We start from the raw sequence: 22,605 nt of genomic DNA, 5'->3' as shown, positions 1-22,605 counted from the left end.
ACGCGATGTTCGCGCCAATTACCCGTTCCATGACCCTCACGCTCGGCCTGTGCAGCGCCGCGCTGAGCCCGGACCTGCTGGCTGAAACCGACCCCGAACAGACCCAACTCGAACTCGGCGCCACCCGCATCACCGCCGAAGGCCTGGGCGCGACCACTGAGCACACCGGTGCCTACACCACCGGTTCGATGAGCACCGCCACCCGCCTCAACCTGTCCGTGAAAGAAACCCCGCAGTCAATTTCGGTGATCACGCGCCAGCAGATGGACGATTTCAATCTCAATACCTTGACCGACGTGCTGCGCCAGACCACCGGTATCAACGTGCAGCACAACGACTCAGACCGCGTGTCCTACTCCTCTCGCGGCTATGGCATCACCAATTTCCAGATTGACGGGATGCTCAACACCTTCGGCTACATGAAGTCCGACGCTGACACCATCATCTACGACCACATCGAAGTGGTGCGCGGCGCCACGGGCCTGACCACCGGAGCGGGCGACCCTTCAGCCACTATCAACATGGTACGCAAGCGCCCCACCGCCCAGTGGCAGGCGAAAACCGGCGTAAGCGCGGGCAGCCATGACAACTATTACAGCTACGTGGACGTGGGCGGCCCGCTGGCGTTCGACGGCAAGTTGCGCGGGCGTACCGTGCTGGCCTATCGCGACAGCCAATCCTTCCGTGACAACTATGAGCTACAGCGGGAGGTCGGCTACGGCATTCTCGAAGGCGAGCTGTCAGACGACACCGTGCTGGCCGTAGGTTTTGATTACCAGAACAAACAAGTCCAGGGCACTTCCTGGGGCACCGTGCCGTACTGGAACAGCCAGGGCGGCAAGGCCGGGCTGTCGCGCTCCACCAACATGGCCGCGCACTGGAGTTCCTGGCCGCTGACGGACAAGACCACTTTCGCGACCCTCGAACATCGACTGGGTGGCGATTGGCATATCAAAGCCGCCTACACCCATCGCCAGAGCGACACAGATGGCAAGGTCTACTACGGCGGCTCGGGTTTCCCCAACGACGACCGCAGCGGCATGACCGCCTGGGCGAGCCACATGCGCGGCACCTCGCGGATGGAAGCCATCGACCTCAACCTGGCCGGCAGCTATCAGTTGCTGGGCCGCGAACACGCCTTGATGATGGGCTACGGCGAGGCCGCGCAACGGGACAGTTCGCCGTTTATGCGCGAGAACATCCCAGCCGGCTACTACAGCATTGAAGACTGGAAATACATGGGCGGGATCGCTAAGTTCGGCGACACCGTCACCGGCCTCAAAGGCGAACACAGCAGCAAGGAACAGAAGGCCGGCTACCTGGCTACGCGACTGAGTCTCACCGACCGCCTGCATGCGGTACTGGGCAGCCGCTATGGCAGTTGGGAACTGAAAAGCGCAGCCCCCCGATACGACGACAACGACCAACTGACCGCCGCCGGCAAAACCAGCCAGACCCACAACGACATGTGGACGCCCTATGCCGGGCTGCTTTACGACATAACACCGGAGTACACCGTCTACGCCAGCTACACCGATATTTTCAAACCCCAAAGCCTCAAGGATGCCAACAAGAAATTCCTTGAGCCGGTGGTGGGCAGCAACTACGAAGTGGGCATCAAGGGGAGTGTGCTGCAAGAGCGCCTGAACCTGGCGGCGGCGTATTTCTGGAGTACTCAGGACAACGTTGCCGAGCGCGATTACTCGGTGCCACGCAACCCAAGGACCGGCGAGGAATATTACAAGTCAGGCGGCAAAGGCAACAAAGTGAACGGCTTCGAACTGGAAGCGTCCGGGGAAGTGATGCCCGACTGGAACCTCACGGCAGGCTACACCTACACCCATTCGGTCAACGGTTCGGGCAACCGCAATAACACGGGTCAGCCGCTGAACCTGCTGAAAGTATCCAGCGCTTACCGCCTGCCGGGCACATGGCGCAACCTCACCGTCGGCGGCGCCGTGAACTGGCAAAGCGATTTCTATGATTTCAGCAATCGACCGACCGGTGCGCGCGATACCGATGGCGACCCGATCACCACCCGGGCAAAAATCACGCAGCAGGCCTACACCGTGGTTAACCTCATGTCCCGCTATCAATTCGACGACCATGTTTCAGCGTCGCTTAACGTCAACAACCTGTTTGATAAAAAATATTACGAGCGTGTCGGCTTCTATAACGGCGTGTACTGGGGTGACCCGCGCGCCATTACGTTGGCCTTGGACTGGAGACTTTAAAGCGCACAACCCGAAGTTAACGAAATTGTTAACTTCGGACGTTTCTTGAGTTAATTCCCACTTAATAAGATCGCTGCAAAATCGCCCCATGAATCTGCTCAAGGACAGAACGGATAACCGATCACACTTAATGAGAATACCCCGATGAAACTCTCGACTTTGATGCTTGCCAGCCTGATGACCCTAGCCTCCGCCGCCGCTTTTGCAGAAGATGGCTCGGAGCGCGCGAAGGAGTACTACAACAACTTCACTTTCATGCAGCAGAAGGTTCACGGCACTAACGAGCAAACAGCATCCGCCGACGACACGTCTTCCAAGACCAGCACCACCAATCAGGAACAACCGAAGAGTTAATTAATGTTTAGTTAACCCGCAACACCCTGGGCCATTCCGCTCCGTTGGCAAAGGTTTATTGGGCGCCATTTAATGGCGCCCTTTTTTGCCTGTTATTTATTAAAGCGGCTTGTTCCAGAACAGCATACGGCCATGAGCCGGATCAAACTTTGAATCATCAAAACCAAACTTTCGATACGCCGACTGAGCGATAGCATTACCCTCAAGCACCTCCAAGGTGATCTTGCAGCAACCGCGCTGACGGGCAATTTCCTCGACCTTTTGCAGCATTTTCTGACTCAGGCCCAGGCCGCGGAACTCATTCATCACCACCACGTCATGAATGTTGACCAGTGGACGGCAGGCAAAGGTGGAGAACCCCTCAAAACAATTCACCAGCCCCGCCGGCACGCCACCGACGAACGCCAGCACACTGAAGGCATGGGGGCGCTTGGCCAATTCGGCTGGCAGTTGTTCTAGAAGGTCAGCGGGCAGGCTATGGCTTCCGCCCATGGGGTCTTGTGCGTAGTGGTTGAGCACGCGGCCTATGGCTTCAGCGTGCACGGGGTTGGTGTAGCTGGCTTGCAGCACCAGGATATCTGGGGTTTCCATTGCCTTCCTCGATCACGACAACAAGGGAATCGGCTCCCTTTGAGGGGCTCGATTGTAAGCGTGGAGTTGGCGGTAGATGAAGGAGAAAAACTACAAATATCTGCCAGAAAGCGCGAGGTTCATGCCGACGAAAAAGCGCTGGCGGCAGATTTAGGAGGTTGCCCTGCACGCCTTAGCCGAAACGCTGCAATTGCATCTCCTGCAGCCGGCTCAGGGTGCGGCGGAAGGGAAACTCCAGGTAGCCCTGGGTATAGAGGCGCTCCAGCGGCACTCGGGCCTCGATGAACAGGGGCACCTTGCGGTCGTAGCACTCATCCACCAGGGCGATGAACCGACGCACGCTGTCGTCGTGCACCGACAACTGCGGCAATTCGCGATCACCCGCCACCACCCGCTGGGCGCCGTCTTCGGTGCCTCGGGCAATCCGGCCCGGGCGCTGCTGCGCACTCAGGTCAGGCACCTCGCCGAGTAAAATCGCCTTGAAGCGATCACACAGCAGCATGAAGTCCATAGCGGCCAAGGGTTGTTCGCACAGGTCGGCATAACGACACCAAAGCACGCTGTCACTGGACCGCACCGTCACGATGCTACGGTGACCGACAACGACCGGCTCGTGGCTCACCACCTGCCCTTCTGCCAATTGCGTGAAGACAGCCGCAAGCGCCTCGGGCTGATTCACCCAATAACGCTGCATGCCGACACCTGGATGCAAACGATGGTCTTCACCGCCGTCCACCGCCACCACCCGCATATGCTGCTTGATCGCTGCGATACCCGGCAAAAACCGTTCGCGGTTGAAGCCATCGGCATATAGTTGGTCGGGAGGCTGGTTGGAGGTGCAGACCATCACCACACCTTCCTCGAACATCACCTGGAACAACCGACCCAGGATAATCGCGTCCCCGATGTCATTGACGAACAACTCGTCAAAGCAGAGTACGCGCACTGCCTGGCTCAGCTCTCGCGCCAGGGCCTGCAACGGGTTGGCGGTGCCAGTAAGCTCGAATGAACGCTGATGCACCCACCCCATGAAGTGATGAAAGTGCTGACGCCGCGCCGGCACTCGCAGGCTCTGGTAGAACTGGTCCATCAACCAGGTTTTGCCCCGACCCACCGGCCCCCACAGGTAGACACCGGTGACCGGTGCACGCCCTTGGTGCAGAGCCTCATGACAGGCTTGAAGGGCATCCACCGCCCGGCGCTGGGCATCGTCAGAGACGAAGCCCTGTTGGGCGATGGCGTGTTGATAGGCAGCGAGAGGCGAGTCGAAAGTCATGCACGCACTCCTGACAGGCCGTTTTCTTAAACTTCGAACTTACGCAAGGCTCTTACTGACCACCTCGAACACATCGCTCGACAGCTCGCCCGAACCACGAATGCGCTCCAGCTCGGCCTTCATCAGCGCCTGTCGCGCGCTGTCGTATTTACGCCAGCGGGTCAACGGCGCCAACTGGCGCGACGCAATCTGCGGGTTGAAGCCATTCAACTGGATCACCAGATCCGCCAGGAAACGGTAGCCGGAGCCATCCGCCGCATGGAAGTTGATTAGGTTCTGCCCGGCAAAGGCGCCGATCAGTGCACGCACTTTGTTCGGGTTTTTGAGCGTGAACGCCGGGTGTTCCATCAACGCCTGGACCCGCGCCAGCCCGCCCGGCAAGGTGCTGCCGGCCTGCACACTGAACCACTGGTCCATTACCAACGGGTTGTCCTTGAAGTTCTCGGCAAACACCGCCAACGCCTGGGCTTTTTCCGCCTCGAACGGCGAGTTCACCAGCACCGCCAACGCGGTCAGACGCTCGGTCATGTTGTCACTGGTATCGAACTGCTCCAGGGTGGCCGCCAACACCTCAGGCTTGCCGCTGAGCATCAGGTACGACAGGGCGATGTTCTGCAAGGCGCGACGGGCAAAGTGCTCGGCCGCTGCCACATATGGGGTTTGCTTGGACAGGTCGCGATTGGCCTGATAACGCAGCCACAGCCCTTCGAACAGGTTGTCGGCCAGTTGCTTGCGTGCAAATTCGCGTGCGGCGTGGATCGCATCCACATCCGCCACTTCGCTGATTTCTGTCAGGTAGGCTTCGCCCGGCAACGAGAGCATTTCCGCGACCATCGCCTGGTCCAGGCTTTCGTCGCTCAGTACCGTACGCAGCGCGTCGATCAGGCGTTGATCCATTTTCAGCGCCTGGCCCGCCTGATGCTGGCCAATCAGTTCCTGCAACACCTGCACCGACAGTTGCTGGCCGGCATCCCAGCGGTTGAAGCCGTCGCTGTCGTGCTGCATCAGGAACATCAACTGATCGCGGTTGTACGGGAAGCTCAGTTTCACCGGCGCAGAGAAGCCACGCAGCAGCGACGGCAACGGCTGTTCAGCGATGTCGACAAACGTGAACGTCTGCTCGGCCTCAGTCACCGAAATCACGCGGGACGTACCACCCGCCGCTGCTTCACCGGCCAGGCGCAAGGCGATACCGGCGCCCTTCCCGTCCAGCAAGCCCAGCTCAACTGGAATCACGAACGGCAGTTTCTCGACCTTGTCCGGGGTTGCCGGGCAGCTCTGGCGGAAGGTCAGGCTGTAGGTCTTCGCCGCGGCATCGTACGACTCGCTCACCGCCAGACGCGGTGTACCGGCCTGGCTGTACCAGCGCTTGAACTGGCTCAGGTCGGCGCCGTTGGCGTCTTCCATGGCCTTGATGAAATCGTCGCAGGTCACGGCCTGGCCGTCGTGGCGCTCGAAGTACAGGTCGCTGCCTTTACGGAAGCCTTCGGCGCCCAGCAAGGTGTGGATCATGCCGACCACTTCCGAACCCTTTTCGTAAACAGTCAGGGTGTAGAAGTTGGAGATCTCGATAAAGCTGTCCGGGCGCACCGCATGGGCCATCGGGCCAGCGTCTTCGGCGAACTGGTGGGTCCGCAGGTATGCCACGTCCTGGATACGCTTGACCGTGGCCGAGTTCATGTCAGCCGAGAAGCCGGAGTCGCGGAACACGGTGAAGCCTTCCTTGAGCGACAGCTGGAACCAGTCGCGGCAGGTCACGCGGTTGCCCGACCAGTTGTGGAAGTATTCGTGGGCGACGATGGCCTCGACGCGCTGGTGCGCGGCATCGGTGGCGGTTTCGGCGCGGGCCAGCACGGCGCTGGAGTTGAAGATATTGAGACCCTTGTTCTCCATGGCGCCCATATTGAAGTCGTTCACCGCGACGATCATGAAGATGTCGAGGTCGTACTCACGGCCATAGGTTTCTTCGTCCCAGCGCATGGACTTCTTCAGGCTGGTCATGGCGTGCTGGCACTTGTCGATGTTTTCTGGCTCGACGTAGATGCGCAGCGCCACTTCGCGCTGGGTCATGGTGGTGAAGCTGTCTTCGACGCACCACAAATCTCCGGCCACCAGGGCAAACAGATAGGCGGGCTTCTTGAACGGGTCTTCCCAGGTCGCCCAGTGGCGGCCGTCTTCACCGGGGCCGCTGGCAATCGGGTTGCCGTTGGACAGCAGCACCGGGTAGCTGTGCTGCTCGGCGATCACCGTGGTGGTGAAGGTGCTCATCACATCCGGGCGGTCGAGGTAATAGGTGATTTTGCGGAAGCCTTCGGCCTCGCATTGGGTGCAAAACATGCTGCCGGATTTGTACAGGCCTTCCAGAGCGGTATTGGTTTCCGGGTGGATCTTGACCGTGGTATCGAGGGTAAAGGTCGCCGCCGTCGGGTGCACGGTCAGGTGGCTATCAGTCAGTTGGTAGTCAGCGTCCGTCAGTTCCTGGTCGGCCAGGTTCACGCTCACCAGCTCCAGCTGCTGGCCATCGAGCACCAACGGCGGCAGGCCCGCGCCACGCTCGGGGTTACGGCGCATCACCAGCTGCGCGTGGACCAGGCTGTGGTCCTCGAACAACTCGAAGGTCAGGTGCGTCTCATCGATCAGGTAGTCCGGCGCCTGATAATCCTTCAGGTAAATCATCTTCGGTTGTTCGGTGCGCATGGGTGGCATCCTTCTACTGGTACACGGCGAGCTGGTAGGCCGTGTACTTACGAATATTGATAACGCCGGTGTCGAAGATCAGGTATTGGCCCTTGATCCCCAGCAGCGTGCCTTCGGCAATCGGGTTCTTGTCCAGGTTGAAGCTGACGATCTTGGCCGGATACTGCTCCACCGGGTAGCGAATCTCAATCGGCTCGATGTCGGTCACCGGTTGGATGGCTTGCAGGCCAAAGCGTTCCTGCAGGTTTTCCAAGCCTTCGGCGCAGGAGGCGAACAGTTCGTCACGCACCTGCTTGAGGTCTACGGGTTGTGCGTCGCCCTTGAGCAATGCACGCCAGTTGGTCTTGTCGGCCACCTGGCTGCGCAGCACGTCTTCGACGAAGCCGGACTGCTGGCGCGTGGCAACTCGCAGGATCGGCAACGCCTGGCTCGCGCCCTGGTCCAGCCAGCGCGTCGGCAGTTGGGTGGCGCGCGTGATGCCGACCTTGATCCCCGATGAATTGGCCAGGTAAACCACGTGGTCGGTCATGCAAAATTTCTCGCCCCAGCCTGGATCACGGCAGGTGCCAGCGTCGTAATGGCAACGCTCGGGGCTCATGATGCACAGGTCGCACTGGGCCAGCTTGGTCATGCACGGGTAGCAATAACCCTGGCTGAAGCTGGTCTTGGTCTTGCGGCCGCAATGGCTGCAATGGATGGCGCCGAGGTACTCCAGGCGGATGTGGGTACCGATCAATGGATTGACCGGCACCTCGGTCTCGCCCAGGCGAAACGCGTATTGAACGGTCGGCTCACCGAGTTGCGCCGACATTTTGCTGACTGCACCGCGACCAATTTCAATCAATGGATCGCATCCGACTTGAACAGGATGTTCGCCACCGGCTCGGATTTGGACGCGCATTCCTGCGGGCCCATGTAGCCGGTGCGCTGGTCTTCCGGCAGGTTCTGGATTTCCCAGGCGATCATCGCTTGCAGGGACAGTTCACGCTGTTCGGCGGTGAGCTTGCGGCCATCGGACCACTTGCCGATTTCCACGGCGAGCTTGAGGCTCTCGTAGATGTCCGGGGTGATGTTTTCGATCATTTCAGCAAAAGAGGACATTAGGCTCTTCCTTATCAAATAGACGATTTGCGGCGGCTGTACAGCCCACCCAGCAAACCGGTGAGGCAACCGATAACCAGGCCGCCCACGTGGGCTGCGTTGGCGATTTCGCCGAAGCCGATCATAGAGACCAGCCCCGACATGCAGAGCACCAACCAAATCAGCATCATCGCCAGCACGCCACGGGGCAGGCGATAAGCAGGATTCGGCGAGAGTAAATGAAAGATCCAGCAATGCCCGAGCAGGCCATACAGCACGCCCGACAACCCGCCGAACAAACCGGGGCCACCGTAAGCGTATTGAGCGTAGTTGGAGACCAGGCTGAACAGCAGGGTCAAACCGAGCAAGTTGATACTGCCCTGGCGTGCTTCGATACGCCGTCCCAGTTCCCAGTACCACATGCCGTTCATGGCCAGGTGCAGGATGCCGAAGTGGATCAACATCGGCGTAACCAACCGCCACCACTGCCCCGATGCCAAACTGTCGGCCAGCGGCGTGAATTGGATGTACTCGCCCAGGATGCGGAACGGCAAAAACGTCAGCCAGGCGACGGCTTGCAGGTTGTCCCCCAGCAAGGTCAGTGCGCCGACGATAATGCTCGCCAGCAGCACAGACGCCGTAACCGGGCTGTGACGCACTTGCTGGGCAAAACTCGGACGCGTCATCGGCGCCTGTTCAGGGATATCCAGTTGCTGGTCGGGGTCACCGGCGGGAAACCGCTGGTACAGCACGCGCACGTCGTCGCTGATGGTCTCGGGCACCCACAACACCTGCTCGCCCGCCTCTTCGCTGACGCGATGGGGCACTTGCATGCGTTGCAGCAGTTTGACGAAGCCGCCCAGATCGACACTCAGGGGCAGGCGCAATGCAGCCACGGTACTCATGTGATGACCTCGGGCCGCTCAACATCGACCCATACGAATTTACGTGGATCGAGGCGGGTTTCCTGATCCAGGCGATACGCCACCAGCTTGCCGTACAGCACTGCGCTGTAGTCCAGGCAAGCCAGGTTGTCGCGGATCGGCGCCGGTTTGCCGCTGCGCCAGTAGTGGCCGACGAACAGCAACGGCTCGTCGACGCCATAGCGCAGCAGTGAATTTTTTTCAGTGGAGGACAGCGGCGTGCGCGCCACCGGCTCGGGCAGTGCGTCGGGCTGGAACACGATGTCGCCGTAAGTCTTCGGGTCGTCTTCCCAGAACTTGGTGCGGAAGAACGAACGCGTCAGACCGTCGCCACCGGTGAGCGTCAGGCCATCGGGCAGGCGCATGTCGGTGCCGCGCAGCAGGCGGTCAAAGGCGTTGCAGGCAAAACTGCCAGGGACGGCAGCGGCCTGCAGGAAGTGCTGGTCGATGCAGCCATCCGGGAAGGTCGCACGCAGCGGCGTGATAAAGCCGTCGTCCCAGCACGCATGCACCACGCGGAAACGCCCGGCATCGACAAACAGCGGCATGTCGTAGAACCAGCCGAGGAAGTCGTGCCAGTCGGCCGGGTGGTGTTCGAACTGGGTCAGGGTCTCTTGGATCAACCGCGCATGTCGTGGGTTGTGCTCACGCACGAACTGCTTGCCACTGCCCGGTGGCGCCGGCGTGGTCCAGCCCAGAGCGTTGAACTCGTGGTTGCCCATGATGCACAGCGCCTGGCCGGCCTCGGCCATGTCGTGGACGATATGCAGCGCCTCGCGGATGCGTGGGCCACGGTCGATGATATCGCCGAGGAACACCGCCATGCGCGACGGATGGCGCCAGGTGCCGCCCTGCTTGTGGTAACCCATTTGGTCGAGCAAGTGCTCAAGGGTATGAGCGCAACCGTGCACGTCACCAATCAGGTCGTAGCTACGCGCGGGATCGAGCATCAGTCGCCTCCACCCCCCAAGCGGCTGCCCCAGCCCAACTTGGTGCGGCACACTTCGTAATAGTTGTGGTCCAGCGGGTGGATCAACCGCAGCTTCTGCGCCTTTTTGCTCACGGTGATGGTGTCACCGGGGGCGCAGGTGAAGTGGTTCTGCCCGTCACAGGAAACCTGCGGGTAGATTTGCATGTCTTTGGACACCACGATTTTCAGCTCACTGTTGCCATCGACCACAATCGGTCGGCTCGACAACATATGGGGATACATCGGCACGATCACAATGGCATCCAGCTTGGGATGCATGATCGGCCCGCCGGCCGACAGCGCGTAGGCCGTGGAACCGGTGGGCGTGGCGACGATCAGGCCGTCAGCCTTCTGGCTGCACACGAACTGGCCGTCGATGTACAACTCGAACTCGATCATCCGCGTGGATTTACCGGGGTGCAGCACCACATCGTTGAGAGCATCGCCCTGGCCGATGGCTTCGCCGTGACGGCGCACTTCGGCTTGCAACAGGAACCGGTTTTCCACCAGGTAGTGGCCGTCGAGCACCTTGGCCACTTCGACTTCCAGTTCATCGGGGCGGATATCGGTGAGAAAACCCAGGCTGCCCCGGTTGATCCCCAGCACCGGCACGTTATGCCGCGCCAACGCCCGCGCGGCACCGAGCAGGCTACCGTCGCCGCCCACCACGATGACCATGTCGCACACTTCGCCGAGCATTTTGCGCGACGAGGTTTGCAGGCCGTGGCCAGGAAGAATCTCGGCGATGGTGTCTTCGAGGATCACGTGCAGGTGGCGATCCAGCAGGAATTTTTTCAGCCGGCGGACGGTGTCCAGCACCTGGGTACTGCCCAGGCGACCGATAATGCCGATATTGCGAAAGTGCTCCATGGGGCTCCTGCGGGATATGGGGTGTGGCAAAAAAGAAACGATTATGGGCGAAAGGCCGCCTCAGACAAAATCCTTTGTCATCGCCAAGCCTTGATGACAATGGTTCTCAGGGCCTCTGCTCATCCTGCGCCCGCATTAAAAGGCTATGCTCGGACCATGACCGTATTCCCCGACCTGCACAGCTTACCCCGCCAATTGCGTCACCCTGAGGTGCGCGACCTGGCGTGGGTGGTGCTCGCCCCGCCGATGCTCGCGCAGACGCCTTGGCCGCAGCGCCATCCACTGGCCGGCAGCGACTGGGTGCAGGCGCCCGAGCGTCTGGAACGCTGGCTGCGGCAACTGGACCAGGACAGCCGTGACTTGCAGCACTGGTTAAGCCTGGCCCGCACCCGCCGCCTGGGCCTGTACTACGAGCGACTTTGGCAATTCGCCGTGCAGCATGCGCCGGGCGTGGAGTTGCTCGCCGCCAACCTGCCGATCCGCCGCGCCGGGCATACCCTGGGTGAGTTGGACATGTTGCTGCGCGACCGCGATGGCGTGCATCACCTGGAACTGGCAATCAAGCTCTATCTCGGGCCGCAGGCGGGTAATGGCGAGAACCCGGCGCAGTGGCTGGGGCCGGGCTGCCATGACCGACTGGACCGCAAGTTGGCGCATCTTGCCCAGCATCAATTGCCTATTTCGGCGCGTCCGGAAAGCCGCGAAGCACTGGCGGCGCTGGATATCCAGCAGTTCGATGCGCATTTGTGGCTCGGCGGGTATTTGCTCTATCCCTGGCCTGGACTGGCCGAAGCGCCCCACGGCGCCCATCCGCAGCATTTACGGGGGCGCTGGTTGCATCAGCGTGATTGGCAGGATTTTGTCAGCGCCAGCGCGCCAGGTCGCTGGCAACCATTGCCCCGGCATGCGTGGCTGGCGCCGGCGCACTACTCGGCGGATGAAGTGTGGAGTGAAGAACAGATGCAGCATTGGCTGAGGGAGCTCGATCCGATGGCGCCCGCGCAGTTGCTCGTGCGCATGGTGCAGAGCGGCGAGGATTGGGAGGAAGCCGAGCGGTTGTTCCTGGTGGCGGATCTTTGGCCGAATGTGCCAGGGGCTGGCTGATGGAGTGTGTGGTGTCTGTGAGTGCCTCATCGGGGGCAAGCCCCCTCTCACCACTGACCGCACTCCAAAAGGGTGTACTCGGTCAAATGTGGGAGGCGGCTTGCCCCCGATAGCGGCGACACCGCCACTACAAATTATCGATATGCCGATAATCCAACTGCAACCCGGCCGCCAGCGCCTCGGCCCGGCCCAGCCTGATTGGCCCGCGCTCGATATCCACCAGCAACCCTGAACACTCCAACGACGGCAACGCGGCGATGTCCTTGAGGCGTCCATCGGTGATCACCAATAAACGCTGCTCCTCAGCCGGATAACGCCTGCGCCGAGCCGTCAGCCACTGCCCGGCCTCGGTCAATGCGGCCAGCAATGGGGTGCCACCGCCCGCGCCGAGCTGATCCAGCCAGCCTGCCAAGCCTTTCGCCGCCTTCAAGCCCTGCACCTGCCATTTGGGCGCCTGCCCGCTGGCGGTCAGCAATGCCATGCGCGCCCGTTGTCGGTACGCGTCATCAAACAGCTGGGCCAGCAAGCCCTTGGCATCGGTCAACGCGTGATGGCGCCGAGTAGAGGCCGATGCGTCGACAATCACCAGCCACAATTGCTGGGCAGAACGGCTGCGCAGGTGAAACAGCAAATCCTCACGGGAGTGCGGTCGGCCGCCAAGCAAGGTGCCCGGCCAGTTGATCGAACCCTGTTGCGCGCTGCGCGCCTTGCCCTGCCTGCCTCTGTCCAGTCGCCCTGCCTTGGGCCGGGCATCCGCCCCCGCGTCAGGTCGGGGGCGAATGCCTAGGGCTTTTTTGGCCAGCTGGGCACTTCGCGACGTGCGCCGGTGGGCAGCGGCGGCGCGGGCATGTCACCCCATTGGCCTTGACCCGGCGAAACCTCGCTGGACTTGGGCGACTGGCCTTCAGGCGGCGGACTGGCAGGCGGCGACTGTTCCTGGCGACGGTGGCGCAGGGCAAACTCAGCCACGGCTTCAATATCCTCCTCGGCAATTTCATCAGCGCCGCGCCACGCCGCATGGGCCCTGGCGCCGCGCAGCCAGACCAAGTCCGCGCGCAAGCCGTCGACGCCCGCAGCAAAGCAACGCTCGGTAATCTGCGCCAGGGCCTGGTCATCCAGCGCGATACTGTCGAGCCGTGCCCGAGCCTGGGTGCAACGCTCGCGCAAGGCCGCCTGGGGCTCGGCCCACTGGGCGCAGAACGCGACAGGATCGCTGTCGAAATCCAGGCGACGGCGAATGATCTGGCCACGCTCGGCTGGCAAGGTCTGCCCACTCAAGGCCACGTTAAAACCGAAACGGTCGAGTAACTGCGGACGCAACTCACCCTCTTCCGGGTTCATCGTGCCGATCAGCACAAAACGCGCGCTATGGCGATGGGAGATGCCGTCACGCTCGATCAGATTGGTGCCGCTGGCCGCCACGTCCAGCAACAGGTCCACTAAGTGGTCGGCCAGCAAGTTGACTTCATCGACATACAACACGCCGCCATCGGCCTTGGCCAATACACCGGGGGAAAACTGCGCGCGGCCCTCGCCCAGCGCAGCGTCGAGGTCCAGGGTACCGACCAGTCGCTCCTCGGTCGCACCCAACGGCAAGGTGACGAATTGACCGCTCGCAAGCAGGTCCGCCAGGCCACGGGCCAGTGTGGACTTGGCCATGCCACGCGGGCCTTCGATCAGCACACCGCCGATCTTCGGGTCGATGGCGGTCAGGCACAGCGCCAGTTTCAGGTCGTCGGCGCCGACCACGGCGGACAGCGGGAAATGGGGAATATCGGTCATCCGGTCTCTCTTTAAATTCTGCTGTACACGTAATCACCCTGTCACGAGCCCGCTCACCACAACAGCACCGCCCGCCACAACGGCCAATCTCGCGCTCTAACTGCCTTCTTCTATATCCAGCAACAAGTTTTCCAACGCTTCACGGTACGCCCCCGGCTCCTGCCACAGGCCACGCTGTTGCGCCTCCAGCATACGCTCGGTCATGTCCCGCAACGCCGCTGGGTTGTGCTGCTGCACAAACGCGCGGGTGTCGGGGTCGAGCAGGTAGGCGTCAGCGAGCAAGGCGTATTGATGATCGTCGATCAGCGCGGTGGTGGCGTCGAAGGCGAACAGATTGTCCACGGTCGCGGCCATCTCAAACGCACCTTTATAGCCATGACGCTTCACCCCATCGATCCACTTGGGGTTGGCAGCGCGGGCACGGATCACCCGGTTCAGCTCTTCCTTCAAGGTGCGGATCTTCGGCAAGTCCGGCTGGCTGTGATCACCGTGATAGCTGGCAGCCTTATCGCCGCTCAGGGTTTCCACGGCGGCGAGCATGCCGCCCTGGAATTGGTAGTAATCGTTGGAGTCGAGCAGGTCGTGCTCGCGGTTGTCCTGGTTTTGCAGCACGGCCTGCACCTGGCTCAGGCGCTGGGCGAACTGCTCGCGGGCGGCGGTGCCTTCGTCGGCGCCGCCATAGGCGTAGCCGCCCCAGTTCAAGTAGACCTCGGCCAAGTCCTCGCGGCTTTGCCACAGGCGGCCATCGATCGCGCCCTGCACGCCTGCGCCATAGGCACCGGGCTTGGCGCCAAAAATGCGCCAGCCGGCCTGTTTCGCCGCGGCCTCTTCATCCAGGCCAGACGCCAGCAACGCCGCGCGTTCGCTGCGCACCTTGGCGGCCAGTGGGTTCATGTCGTCCGGCTCATCCAGCGCCGCCACCGCCTGCACCGCCGCGTCAAACAGGCGGATCAAGTTGGCGAAGGCATCGCGGAAAAACCCGGACACCCGCAGCGTCACATCCACACGCGGGCGGTCCAGCAGGCTGACCGGCAGGATTTCAAAGTCGTCCACCCGCTGGCTGCCGGTGGCCCACACCGGGCGCACGCCCATCAGCGCCATGGCCTGAGCGATATCATCGCCGCCGGTGCGCATGGTCGCGGTGCCCCAGACCGACAGGCCCAACTGGCGCAAATGATCGCCGTGGTCCTGCAAATGCCGCTCAAGAAGCAAGCTGGCCGACTGGAAGCCGATGCGCCAAGCCGTAGTGGTGGGCAGGTTGCGCACATCGACGGTGAAGAAATTGCGCCCGGTGGGCAGTACATCCAAGCGCCCACGACTCGGCGCGCCGCTCGGACCTGCCGGCACGAAACGGCCGTCGAGGGCATCCAGCAAACCGCGCATTTCCGCCGGGCCGCAGGCATCCAGGCGTGGTGCCACGACGATGCGCAGGCTTTCGATAACCGCTTTCACGTCTTCCCAGCCGGGTTCTTCCAACTGTTCAAGGGGACCTTCCAACGCCTGCTCGATCAGCCGCGCCGCGTACAACTCCAGACGCTCGCGGGTGTCGCCGGCGGTGCGCCACACCTGCGCATCGATGCTCTGCAACACGGCCGGGCGGCGCCCGGTCCACGGTTCGGCCAGGGCGCAGTCCAGCGGGTCGAAGCCCAGCCCAAAGGCCTTTGCCAACACGCGCAGCAAGCTCGATTGCGGGCCACGGCCATCGCCTCGGGGGATGCGCAGCAAGGCCAGCAACGTATCAATGCGCAAACGGCCTTGCGGCGATTCACCGAAGATATGCAGGCCGTCGCGGATCTGCGATTCCTTCAAATCACACAGGTAGGTGTCCAGGCGCGGCAGCCAAATCGCCGCATCGGCGTCGCCATCCAGTTCAAGCTCCTGGTCGATACGGGTTTCGCGCACCAGCTTAAGGATGTCTTTTTGCAGCTCACGGGCACGGCGTGGGTCGAGCAGTTGGGCCTCGTAATACTCGTCCGCCAACAGCTCCAGGTCACGCAGCGGGCCGTAGGTTTCGGCGCGGGTCAGCGGCGGCATCAGGTGATCGATGATCACTGCCTGGGTGCGCCGCTTGGCCTGGGCGCCCTCGCCCGGGTCGTTGACGATAAAAGGGTAGATATTCGGCAGCGGCCCCAGTATCGCGTCAGGCCAGCAGTGTTCCGACAGGCCCACGCCCTTGCCTGGCAGCCATTCCAGATTACCGTGCTTGCCCACATGGATGACGCCATGGGCGCCATAGGTGTGGCGTAACCAGAAATAGAACGCCAGATAGCCGTGGGGCGGCACCAGGTCCGGGTCGTGGTACACCGCACTGGCGTCCACCTGGTAACCCCGCGCCGGCTGGATGCCGACGAACGTCAGGCCCAGGCGTAGGCCGGCGACCATCAGGCGGCCATCGCGGAACATCGGATCGTTATGGGGCGTGCCCCAGCGCTCCAGCACGGCGCGCTGGTTGGCTTCAGGCAGGCGCTTGAACATCGCTTCGTACTCATCCAGGCCCAGGCTTTGATGGCACGGGCGCAGGTCGAGGCTGTCCAGATCGTTGGTGACGCCACCCAGCAAGTCGTGGATCAAGGCGGTGCCGCTTTCCGGCAGTACCGCTGGCACCGGGTAACCTTCAGCTTGCAACGCACACAGGATATTCAGCGCCGCCGCCGGGGTGTCCAGGCCCACACCGTTGCCGATGCGGCCATCGCGGGTCGGGTAGTTGGCAAGGATCAGCGCGATGCGTTTATCCGCATTCGGCACACGCGCCAGTTCGACCCAACGGCGCGCCAGCTCGGCGACAAAATCCATACGCTCGGGTGCTGCGCGGTAGCACACCACGTCCGACTGGCTGCGTTCGCTGCGCCAGGCCAGGTCTTTGAAGCTGATCGGCCGGCTGATAATGCGGCCGTCCAGCTCCGGCAAGGCAATGTGCATCGCCAGGTCGCGCGGGCCCAGGCCTTGTTCACTGGCCTCCCAGCCGGGCTGGTTGTCCTGGGCGCAAATCGCCTGGATCACCGGAATATTGCGGCGAAATGGGCGCAAATGCGGGGCTTCGGGGCTGGATTGGGCAAAACCGGTGGTATTCAGAATCACCGATGCCTGCACGTCATCCAGCAAATCCTCGACCACCGCGAGGCAGCCGGGCTCTTTCAAACTGGCCACCGCCATCGGCAACGGGTTGAGGCCCGCCGCCTGCAAGCGCTGGCAGAACACATCGATAAAACCGGTATTGGCCGCCTGCAAATGGGAGCGATAGAACAGCACCGCCGCCACGGGATGGTCGGCGTGCCAATCTGCCTGCCAGTCGCTCAGGCGAGCGTTGGCTTTGCCGGGATGATAAATCGCCGTACGCGGCAGGGCTTGCGGCTCGGCCCACGGGTAGTCGCGGCCCATATAGCCGCTGGCCAGGCAGCGATAAAAGTCCAGCGCGTTGCCCAGCCCGCCCTGGCGCAGAAACTGCCACAAGCGATCCCGTGCCTCGACGCCGACGGTACTGAGACCGCTGAGTTCCGGGTCCGGGCGATCATCCCCCGGCACCAGGATCAGCTGCACACCGCGCTCGGCCAACTCCACCAAGCGTTCGATGCCGTAGCGCCAATAACCGATGCCACCGTGCAGGGAAATCAGGATGACCTTCGCGTGGCGCAGCACCTCATCGACATACAGGTCGACCGAAGCGTGGTTCTGCACCTGCATCGGGTTGGCCAGGCGCAGGCTCGGGTAGTCATCCGGCAACTGCTGGGCCGCTTCGGCCAGCAGCGCCAGGCTGGAATCACCGCTGCACAGGATCACCAGCTCGGCGGGGGTTTGTCCAAGGTCGGCAATATTGTCGTCCGCGACAAAACCACCGGGCTGAGTCCTGAGCAGGTGCATGGATTAAACGCTGAGCGCGGCGCGCAGTTGCGCTTCGAGGCCGACCGCATCCAGGTCCTGGCCGATCAGTACCAGGCGCGTGATGCGTGCTTCGTCAGCACCCCAGGCGCGGTCGAAGTGTTTGTCAAAGCGGGTGCCCACGCCCTGGATCAACAGGCGCATCGGCTTGTTCGGGATCGCGGCGAAGCCTTTGACACGCAAGATGCCGTGTTGCACGACCAGTTGAGTCAATGCGTCGAGCAGCAGCGCTTCGTCGGCCTGGGGCAAGTCGATGGAGATGGAATCAAACGCATCGTGGTCGTGATCGTCTTCACCTTCGTGGTGATGATCGTGATGACTATGACGACCGTCGATATGCTCTTCGGAGCCGGCGCCCAGGCCAATCAACACGTCCAGGGGCACGCGACCGCTGCTGGCTTCGATGATTTTGACGGCTGGCGGCAGCTCTTCGGCGACTTCCAGGCGCACACGGGCCAGGTCTTCCGAGCTGATCAGATCGGCCTTGTTAAGGATGACCAGGTCCGCGCTGGCCAGTTGGTCGGCGAACAGCTCGTGCAGTGGCGACTCATGGTCCAGGTTCGGGTCGAGTTTGCGCTGGGCGTCCACTTGATCGGGGAACGCAGCAAAGGTACCGGCGGCCACGGCCGGGCTGTCGACCACGGTGATCACCGCGTCAACCGTGCAGGCGCTGCGGATTTCCGGCCACTGGAAGGCTTGCACCAGCGGTTTTGGCAGGGCCAGGCCCGAGGTTTCGATGAGGATGTGGTCGAGGTCACCGCGACGGGCGACCAGTTCGCGCATCACCGGGAAGAATTCTTCCTGCACGGTGCAGCACAGGCAGCCGTTGGCCAGTTCGTACACGCGGCCATTGGCTTCTTCTTCGGTGCAACCGATGGAGCACTGCTTGAGGATTTCACCATCAATGCCCAACTCGCCGAACTCATTGACGATGACGGCGATGCGACGGCCCTGGGCGTTGTCGAGCATATGGCGCAGCAGGGTGGTTTTGCCCGAGCCGAGGAAGCCGGTAACGATGGTGACGGGGAGTTTGGCCAGTGTTTTCATCGGATGCCCTTGGGGGCGGGCATACGGGACGATAGGCCCTGCGGCGCGGCGCAGAAGCGGATTTCGTCACCGGATCACCCCGCCCGGTTGAATTAGAAAATCGGTTGCGAGGCAGGTCTCCTGGCTTAGGGCTTGCGGGTCGTTAGACCGGCGCCGGCTGCGCCTTCCCGCCGTTGATGGCAGTGGCGTGGCAGTCGGATGAACCCTTCACAGTTGCGGGGGCAGCCGCGGATTGAACCGCGTTCCCTTCTTAGCTTCGGCCTGGGCCGAAGAACCTCGAAGGTGCAAGGCTACAGGGGCTCGGTGAATTTGACTACCGTCGCTCTGCATGCTTTCCTACATGCCTTGTTTCGGGTGCCCTTCACAGGGTGAAACGGGAAACCGGTAAATCATGCCTGCCATGACCAGTCCGGTGCTGCCCCCGCAACGGTAAGCGAGTGAAGCGTCAGATCCACTGTGCCTGTAAGGCATGGGAAGGCGATGCTTTATAGACCCAGTGTCCCTCGCAAGCCCGGAGACCGGCCCGAAAAATCAGATAACAAACCCGCGGTGGGCGGGCGCTGTTCGGAACTCTGCGTGCCTGGCTCGCGGGGTTTTCATGCGCTCGTTTCATCCAGACACCTGAAAGGGACGCGCCATGTCGATCATCAGCAGCACTTCGCACTCCGCCAGCAGCACCTCTACCTTGAGCCAACGCCTGACCGCCGCCATCGGTGCGTCGATCCTCGGCGCGTGTCTGGTGTATTTCGCCGGTTTCTCGCATATCGAGGCGGTGCACAACGCTGCCCACGATACCCGCCACAGCGCCGCGTTCCCGTGCCACTGAGACCTGCCGACATGATCAAGCGTATTGCGCAAACCGCAGGTTTCACCGGCCTGTTGGCCGCGCTGCTGCTGACCCTGCTGCAAAGCTTTTGGGTCGCCCCGCTGATTCTTCAGGCGGAAACCTTTGAAAAAGCCCCGGCGGCAACCGAAGTGGTGCATGAGCACGCTGCCGGCGCTGCTGCCCACACCCACGATGCCGAAGCCTGGGAGCCTGAAGATGGCTGGCAGCGCGTGCTGTCGACCACCGGTGGCAACTTGGTGGTGGCGGTTGGTTTTGCACTGATGCTGGCCGGCCTCTACACATTGCGCGCCCCCACCCGCACGGCGCAGGGCCTGCTGTGGGGCCTGGCCGGTTACGCAACCTTCGTGCTGGCGCCGACGATGGGCCTGCCACCCGAGTTGCCGGGCACCGCCGCCGCTGATCTGGCACTGCGCCAGACGTGGTGGATCGGCACTGCGGCCTCCACCGCTGCCGGGATTGCGCTGATCGTGTTCGGGCGCAACTGGCTGCTGAAAGTGCTGGGCGCTGCCATCCTCGCGGTACCGCACATCATTGGCGCGCCGCAACCGGAAGTGCACGCAATGCTCGCGCCGCAAGCCCTGGAAACGCAGTTCAAAATCGCTTCGCAACTGACCAACGTGGCGTTCTGGCTGGCCCTGGGCCTGATCAGCGCCTGGCTGTTCCGCCGCAAACGCGACGATCAATACTCCGCATGACCTACGTGGTCGGCCTGGGTTGCCAGCGGGGTTGTGAGGTTCATACCCTGCTGGCGCTGTTTGATACCGCTCTCGCCGAGGCAGGGATTGATCCCCAATGCATCACCGCGCTGGCCAGTATCGACCGCAAACACGACGAGCCAGGCTTACTGGCTCTGGCACGGCACTTGAACCTGCCGCTGGAGTGCTTCAACGCCGAGCAACTGGCGATTTATGAACACCGGCTAAGCCACAAGTCCGACGTCGCGTTCGCCCACACGGGGTGTTACGGCATCGCCGAAAGTGCCGCCCTGGCCCTTGTTGAACAGCTCGGCGGCGCGCCTGCCCAGTTGCTCATCACCCGCAAAAAAACCGCCCAAGCCACCTTTGCGTTGGCCTGCGCCGGTTAAAACCCCGATAATCGCCCTCCCCGATCATGAGCAATCTTCATGCTCGCCCGTTTTTTGACAGGAATTCTCCATGACCGTCTACTTCATCGGCGCCGGCCCCGGCGACCCGGAATTGATTACCGTCAAAGGCCAGCGGCTGATCCGTAGTTGCCCGGTGATCATTTATGCCGGTTCGCTGGTGCCTGCGGCGGTATTGGAAGGTCATCAGGCAGAACACGTGGTCAACAGCGCCGAACTGCACCTTGAACAGATCATCGACTTGATCAAGACCGCACACGCCAAAGGCCAGGACGTGGCGCGCGTGCACTCCGGGGATCCGAGCCTTTACGGAGCGATCGGCGAGCAGATCCGCCTTTTGCGGGAATTGGGCATTCCATTCCAGATCATTCCTGGCGTCACCGCCGTAGCCGCCTGCGCAGCGTTACTGGAGACGGAGCTGACCCTGCCAAACATCGCCCAAAGCGTGATCCTGACCCGTTATGCCGATAAAACCAGCATGCCCGCCGGTGAGGGTTTCGACAGCCTGGCGCAGCACGGTACGACCATGGCGATTCATCTGGGGGTGAATCATCTGGAGAAAATCGTCGCCGAACTGCTGCCGCACTATGGCGCGGATTGCCCGATCGCCGTGGTGCATCGGGCGACTTGGCCGGACCAGGATTGGGTAGTGGGCACCCTTAGTGATATCGCCGAGAAAGTCGCGTCCAAAGGTTTTCGGCGTACGGCGTTGATTGTGGTGGGCCGGGTGCTGGCGAGTGACAGTTTCAGTGAGTCGTCGCTGTATCGGGCGGGGCATGCGCACCTTTATCGACCTTGATTTTTCACCTCACAAAAACCCTATAAGCTACTGATAAATATCAATAAATACAGATAAATATGGGAGGATTTTGCTCCTGATAGCGGTGGGTCAGCTTCCAATGGGGCAACTGAGCTACCGCTATCGGGAGCAAGCCCCCTCCCACAGTTAATGTTAGTTGTTAGGTTTATTGCGTAAGACCATGAATTTAAAGCAAAAAAAACGGCGCTCACGGGGCGCCGTTTTTCTGTTCGCAGTGAACGCCTTACTCAGTAGTAGGCGTTTTCTTTCTGCGTGTGGTCCGTCACGTCACGGACGCCCTTGAGCTCCGGAACGCGCTCCAGCAGGGTGCGCTCGATGCCTTCACGCAGGGTCACGTCCGCCTGGCCGCAGCCCTGGCAGCCGCCGCCGAACTTCAGCACGGCGATACCGTCATCGACCACGTCGATCAGGCTGACCTGGCCGCCGTGGCTGGCCAGCCCTGGGTTGATCTCGGTTTGCAGGTAGTAGTTGATGCGCTCGTTGACCGGGCTGTCGGCGTTGACGCTCGGCACCTTGGCGTTCGGCGCCTTGATGGTCAACTGGCCGCCCATACGGTCGGTGGCATAGTCCACCACCGCGTCGTCCAGGAAGGCTTCGCTGAAGTGGTCGATGTACGCGGTGAAGCTTTTGAGCCCCAGGGCGGTGTCTTCAGGTTTCTCTTCACCGGGTTTGCAGTAAGCAATACAGGTCTCGGCGTACTGGGTGCCGGGCTGGGTGATAAAGACGCGGATGCCGATGCCTGGGGTGTTCTGCTTGGACAGCAGGTCAGCCAGGTAATCGTGGGCGGCGTCGGTAATGGTTATGGCAGTCATGGAAACTCCTCACAGGCTTGCCCGGAGTTTACGCCAAATTATTACGGAGGTACAAAGTCCTAGTGTTTTTGTCGGGTTAGGCTTTGGTTTCGGGGTGGTGGTGTGGATGTGGGGTGTATATCCGTTATTTAGGTGGCGGCTACTATTGGTTCCGCCCTGACGGCGAGTCACTTTTGAAAAGAGCCAGAATGCCGGCCCAGCCAAAAGCAGCCAAAAGGCT

The 22,605-nt window shown here is 61.8% G+C and carries 20 protein-coding genes and 2 riboswitches; of the genes, 7 read left to right on the top strand and 13 right to left on the bottom strand.

Going from position 1 to position 22,605, the window contains the following annotated elements:
• The first annotated feature begins 5 nt into the window (after window positions 1–5).
• Window positions 6–2,234: a TonB-dependent siderophore receptor gene (locus LRO94_RS12345; RefSeq protein ID WP_179179153.1), complete on the top strand. Its 2,229-nt coding sequence runs from the start codon at window positions 6–8 to the stop codon at window positions 2,232–2,234.
• A gap of 144 nt (window positions 2,235–2,378) precedes the next feature.
• Window positions 2,379–2,588 (top strand): hypothetical protein, encoded by a 210-nt coding sequence (locus LRO94_RS12340; protein WP_095185911.1) that lies wholly within the window; start codon window positions 2,379–2,381, stop codon window positions 2,586–2,588.
• Window positions 2,589–2,687: 99 nt separating this feature from the next.
• On the opposite strand, the gene LRO94_RS12335 is transcribed toward LRO94_RS12340, so the two are convergent.
• From LRO94_RS12335 to LRO94_RS12300, 8 genes are all read right to left on the bottom strand, one after another.
• Window positions 2,688–3,179 carry a GNAT family N-acetyltransferase gene (locus LRO94_RS12335; protein ID WP_095185912.1) on the bottom strand — a complete coding sequence of 164 codons (492 nt, stop codon included), beginning with the start codon at window positions 3,177–3,179 and terminating at the stop codon, window positions 2,688–2,690.
• Window positions 3,180–3,351: 172 nt separating this feature from the next.
• A complete protein-coding gene (gene zapE, locus LRO94_RS12330; protein WP_179179154.1) occupies window positions 3,352–4,455 on the bottom strand; it encodes a cell division protein ZapE in 1,104 nt (367 codons plus the stop codon).
• A gap of 39 nt (window positions 4,456–4,494) precedes the next feature.
• Window positions 4,495–7,152: an aminopeptidase N gene (gene pepN / locus LRO94_RS12325; RefSeq protein WP_122681385.1), complete on the bottom strand. Its 2,658-nt coding sequence runs from the start codon at window positions 7,150–7,152 to the stop codon at window positions 4,495–4,497.
• Between the two features lie 13 nt (window positions 7,153–7,165).
• Entirely contained in the window at window positions 7,166–7,996 is an 831-nt protein-coding gene (locus LRO94_RS12320; RefSeq protein ID WP_179179155.1) for a DUF2797 domain-containing protein, read from the bottom strand.
• Window positions 7,993–8,253 (bottom strand): YeaC family protein, encoded by a 261-nt coding sequence (locus tag LRO94_RS12315; protein ID WP_032887070.1) that lies wholly within the window; start codon window positions 8,251–8,253, stop codon window positions 7,993–7,995. Before LRO94_RS12315 ends, LRO94_RS12320 begins: the two co-directional genes overlap by 4 nt.
• Window positions 8,254–8,267: 14 nt before the next feature.
• On the bottom strand, window positions 8,268–9,137 hold the full coding sequence (locus LRO94_RS12310; RefSeq protein WP_122753564.1) for a rhomboid family intramembrane serine protease: 870 nt from the start codon (window positions 9,135–9,137) through the stop codon (window positions 8,268–8,270).
• Complete coding sequence (locus LRO94_RS12305) at window positions 9,134–10,108, bottom strand: metallophosphoesterase (RefSeq protein WP_371854021.1); 975 nt, start codon at window positions 10,106–10,108, stop codon at window positions 9,134–9,136. The genes LRO94_RS12310 and LRO94_RS12305 overlap by 4 nt, the downstream gene beginning before the upstream one ends.
• Window positions 10,105–10,995, bottom strand: a complete 891-nt coding sequence (locus LRO94_RS12300) for an NAD(+) kinase (RefSeq protein ID WP_032887076.1) — start codon at window positions 10,993–10,995, stop codon at window positions 10,105–10,107. The genes LRO94_RS12305 and LRO94_RS12300 overlap by 4 nt, the downstream gene beginning before the upstream one ends.
• Before the next feature lie 156 nt (window positions 10,996–11,151).
• Here LRO94_RS12300 and LRO94_RS12295 point away from each other — a divergent pair, with 156 nt between their 5' ends.
• The gene (locus LRO94_RS12295) at window positions 11,152–12,099 is read left to right on the top strand and encodes a DUF1853 family protein (RefSeq protein ID WP_032887077.1); all 948 of its coding nucleotides are present in this window, start codon (window positions 11,152–11,154) and stop codon (window positions 12,097–12,099) included.
• A 127-nt stretch (window positions 12,100–12,226) separates the two neighbouring features.
• Here LRO94_RS12295 and LRO94_RS12290 read toward each other — a convergent pair whose 3' ends face one another.
• From LRO94_RS12290 to cobW, 4 genes are all read right to left on the bottom strand, one after another.
• Window positions 12,227–12,829, bottom strand: a complete 603-nt coding sequence (locus LRO94_RS12290) for a vWA domain-containing protein (protein ID WP_032887080.1) — start codon at window positions 12,827–12,829, stop codon at window positions 12,227–12,229.
• A 53-nt stretch (window positions 12,830–12,882) separates the two neighbouring features.
• Window positions 12,883–13,881 carry an ATP-binding protein gene (locus LRO94_RS12285; RefSeq protein WP_032887081.1) on the bottom strand — a complete coding sequence of 333 codons (999 nt, stop codon included), beginning with the start codon at window positions 13,879–13,881 and terminating at the stop codon, window positions 12,883–12,885.
• Between the two features lie 96 nt (window positions 13,882–13,977).
• Window positions 13,978–17,739 (bottom strand): cobaltochelatase subunit CobN, encoded by a 3,762-nt coding sequence (gene cobN, locus LRO94_RS12280; RefSeq protein ID WP_233897027.1) that lies wholly within the window; start codon window positions 17,737–17,739, stop codon window positions 13,978–13,980.
• Window positions 17,740–17,742: 3 nt separating this feature from the next.
• The gene (cobW, locus tag LRO94_RS12275) at window positions 17,743–18,804 is read right to left on the bottom strand and encodes a cobalamin biosynthesis protein CobW (protein ID WP_099602913.1); all 1,062 of its coding nucleotides are present in this window, start codon (window positions 18,802–18,804) and stop codon (window positions 17,743–17,745) included.
• A 93-nt stretch (window positions 18,805–18,897) separates the two neighbouring features.
• Window positions 18,898–19,098: riboswitch (cobalamin riboswitch) on the bottom strand.
• Between the two features lie 41 nt (window positions 19,099–19,139).
• A riboswitch (cobalamin riboswitch) is annotated at window positions 19,140–19,345 on the top strand.
• A 96-nt stretch (window positions 19,346–19,441) separates the two neighbouring features.
• Here cobW and LRO94_RS12270 point away from each other — a divergent pair.
• The 4 genes from LRO94_RS12270 (at window position 19,442) to cobM (ending at window position 21,552) form a co-directional block, all read left to right on the top strand.
• On the top strand, window positions 19,442–19,630 hold the full coding sequence (locus tag LRO94_RS12270) for a CbtB domain-containing protein (protein ID WP_012723860.1): 189 nt from the start codon (window positions 19,442–19,444) through the stop codon (window positions 19,628–19,630).
• Window positions 19,631–19,641: 11 nt separating this feature from the next.
• The gene (locus LRO94_RS12265; RefSeq protein WP_179179156.1) at window positions 19,642–20,346 is read left to right on the top strand and encodes a CbtA family protein; all 705 of its coding nucleotides are present in this window, start codon (window positions 19,642–19,644) and stop codon (window positions 20,344–20,346) included.
• Complete coding sequence (locus tag LRO94_RS12260; RefSeq protein ID WP_032887089.1) at window positions 20,343–20,735, top strand: cobalamin biosynthesis protein; 393 nt, start codon at window positions 20,343–20,345, stop codon at window positions 20,733–20,735. Before LRO94_RS12265 ends, LRO94_RS12260 begins: the two co-directional genes overlap by 4 nt.
• 70 nt (window positions 20,736–20,805) lie before the next feature.
• Window positions 20,806–21,552 carry a precorrin-4 C(11)-methyltransferase gene (cobM, locus tag LRO94_RS12255; RefSeq protein ID WP_032887091.1) on the top strand — a complete coding sequence of 249 codons (747 nt, stop codon included), beginning with the start codon at window positions 20,806–20,808 and terminating at the stop codon, window positions 21,550–21,552.
• Between the two features lie 248 nt (window positions 21,553–21,800).
• Here the strand turns inward: cobM and nfuA are convergent, their stop codons facing one another.
• Window positions 21,801–22,385, bottom strand: a complete 585-nt coding sequence (gene nfuA, locus LRO94_RS12250) for a Fe-S biogenesis protein NfuA (protein ID WP_032887092.1) — start codon at window positions 22,383–22,385, stop codon at window positions 21,801–21,803.
• Window positions 22,386–22,605 lie beyond the last annotated feature (220 nt).

This window comes from Pseudomonas sivasensis, from assembly GCF_021391435.1.
GTDB classification, from domain to species: domain Bacteria; phylum Pseudomonadota; class Gammaproteobacteria; order Pseudomonadales; family Pseudomonadaceae; genus Aquipseudomonas; species Aquipseudomonas sivasensis.
Note: the sequence above shows the minus strand (reverse complement) of the source record. Positions and strands in the feature narration are given on the sequence as shown.

Coding starts and splice junctions, on each gene's coding strand:
- LRO94_RS12345 (WP_179179153.1), top strand. CDS start 6: ATGTTCGCGCCAATTACCCGTTCCATGACCCTCACGCTCGGCCTGTGC.
- LRO94_RS12340 (WP_095185911.1), top strand. CDS start 2,379: ATGAAACTCTCGACTTTGATGCTTGCCAGCCTGATGACCCTAGCCTCC.
- LRO94_RS12335 (WP_095185912.1), bottom strand. CDS start 3,179: ATGGAAACCCCAGATATCCTGGTGCTGCAAGCCAGCTACACCAACCCC.
- zapE (WP_179179154.1), bottom strand. CDS start 4,455: ATGACTTTCGACTCGCCTCTCGCTGCCTATCAACACGCCATCGCCCAA.
- pepN (WP_122681385.1), bottom strand. CDS start 7,152: ATGCGCACCGAACAACCGAAGATGATTTACCTGAAGGATTATCAGGCG.
- LRO94_RS12315 (WP_032887070.1), bottom strand. CDS start 8,253: ATGTCCTCTTTTGCTGAAATGATCGAAAACATCACCCCGGACATCTAC.
- LRO94_RS12310 (WP_122753564.1), bottom strand. CDS start 9,137: ATGAGTACCGTGGCTGCATTGCGCCTGCCCCTGAGTGTCGATCTGGGC.
- LRO94_RS12300 (WP_032887076.1), bottom strand. CDS start 10,995: ATGGAGCACTTTCGCAATATCGGCATTATCGGTCGCCTGGGCAGTACC.
- LRO94_RS12295 (WP_032887077.1), top strand. CDS start 11,152: ATGACCGTATTCCCCGACCTGCACAGCTTACCCCGCCAATTGCGTCAC.
- LRO94_RS12285 (WP_032887081.1), bottom strand. CDS start 13,881: ATGACCGATATTCCCCATTTCCCGCTGTCCGCCGTGGTCGGCGCCGAC.
- cobN (WP_233897027.1), bottom strand. CDS start 17,739: ATGCACCTGCTCAGGACTCAGCCCGGTGGTTTTGTCGCGGACGACAAT.
- cobW (WP_099602913.1), bottom strand. CDS start 18,804: ATGAAAACACTGGCCAAACTCCCCGTCACCATCGTTACCGGCTTCCTC.
- LRO94_RS12270 (WP_012723860.1), top strand. CDS start 19,442: ATGTCGATCATCAGCAGCACTTCGCACTCCGCCAGCAGCACCTCTACC.
- LRO94_RS12265 (WP_179179156.1), top strand. CDS start 19,642: ATGATCAAGCGTATTGCGCAAACCGCAGGTTTCACCGGCCTGTTGGCC.
- LRO94_RS12260 (WP_032887089.1), top strand. CDS start 20,343: ATGACCTACGTGGTCGGCCTGGGTTGCCAGCGGGGTTGTGAGGTTCAT.
- cobM (WP_032887091.1), top strand. CDS start 20,806: ATGACCGTCTACTTCATCGGCGCCGGCCCCGGCGACCCGGAATTGATT.
- nfuA (WP_032887092.1), bottom strand. CDS start 22,385: ATGACTGCCATAACCATTACCGACGCCGCCCACGATTACCTGGCTGAC.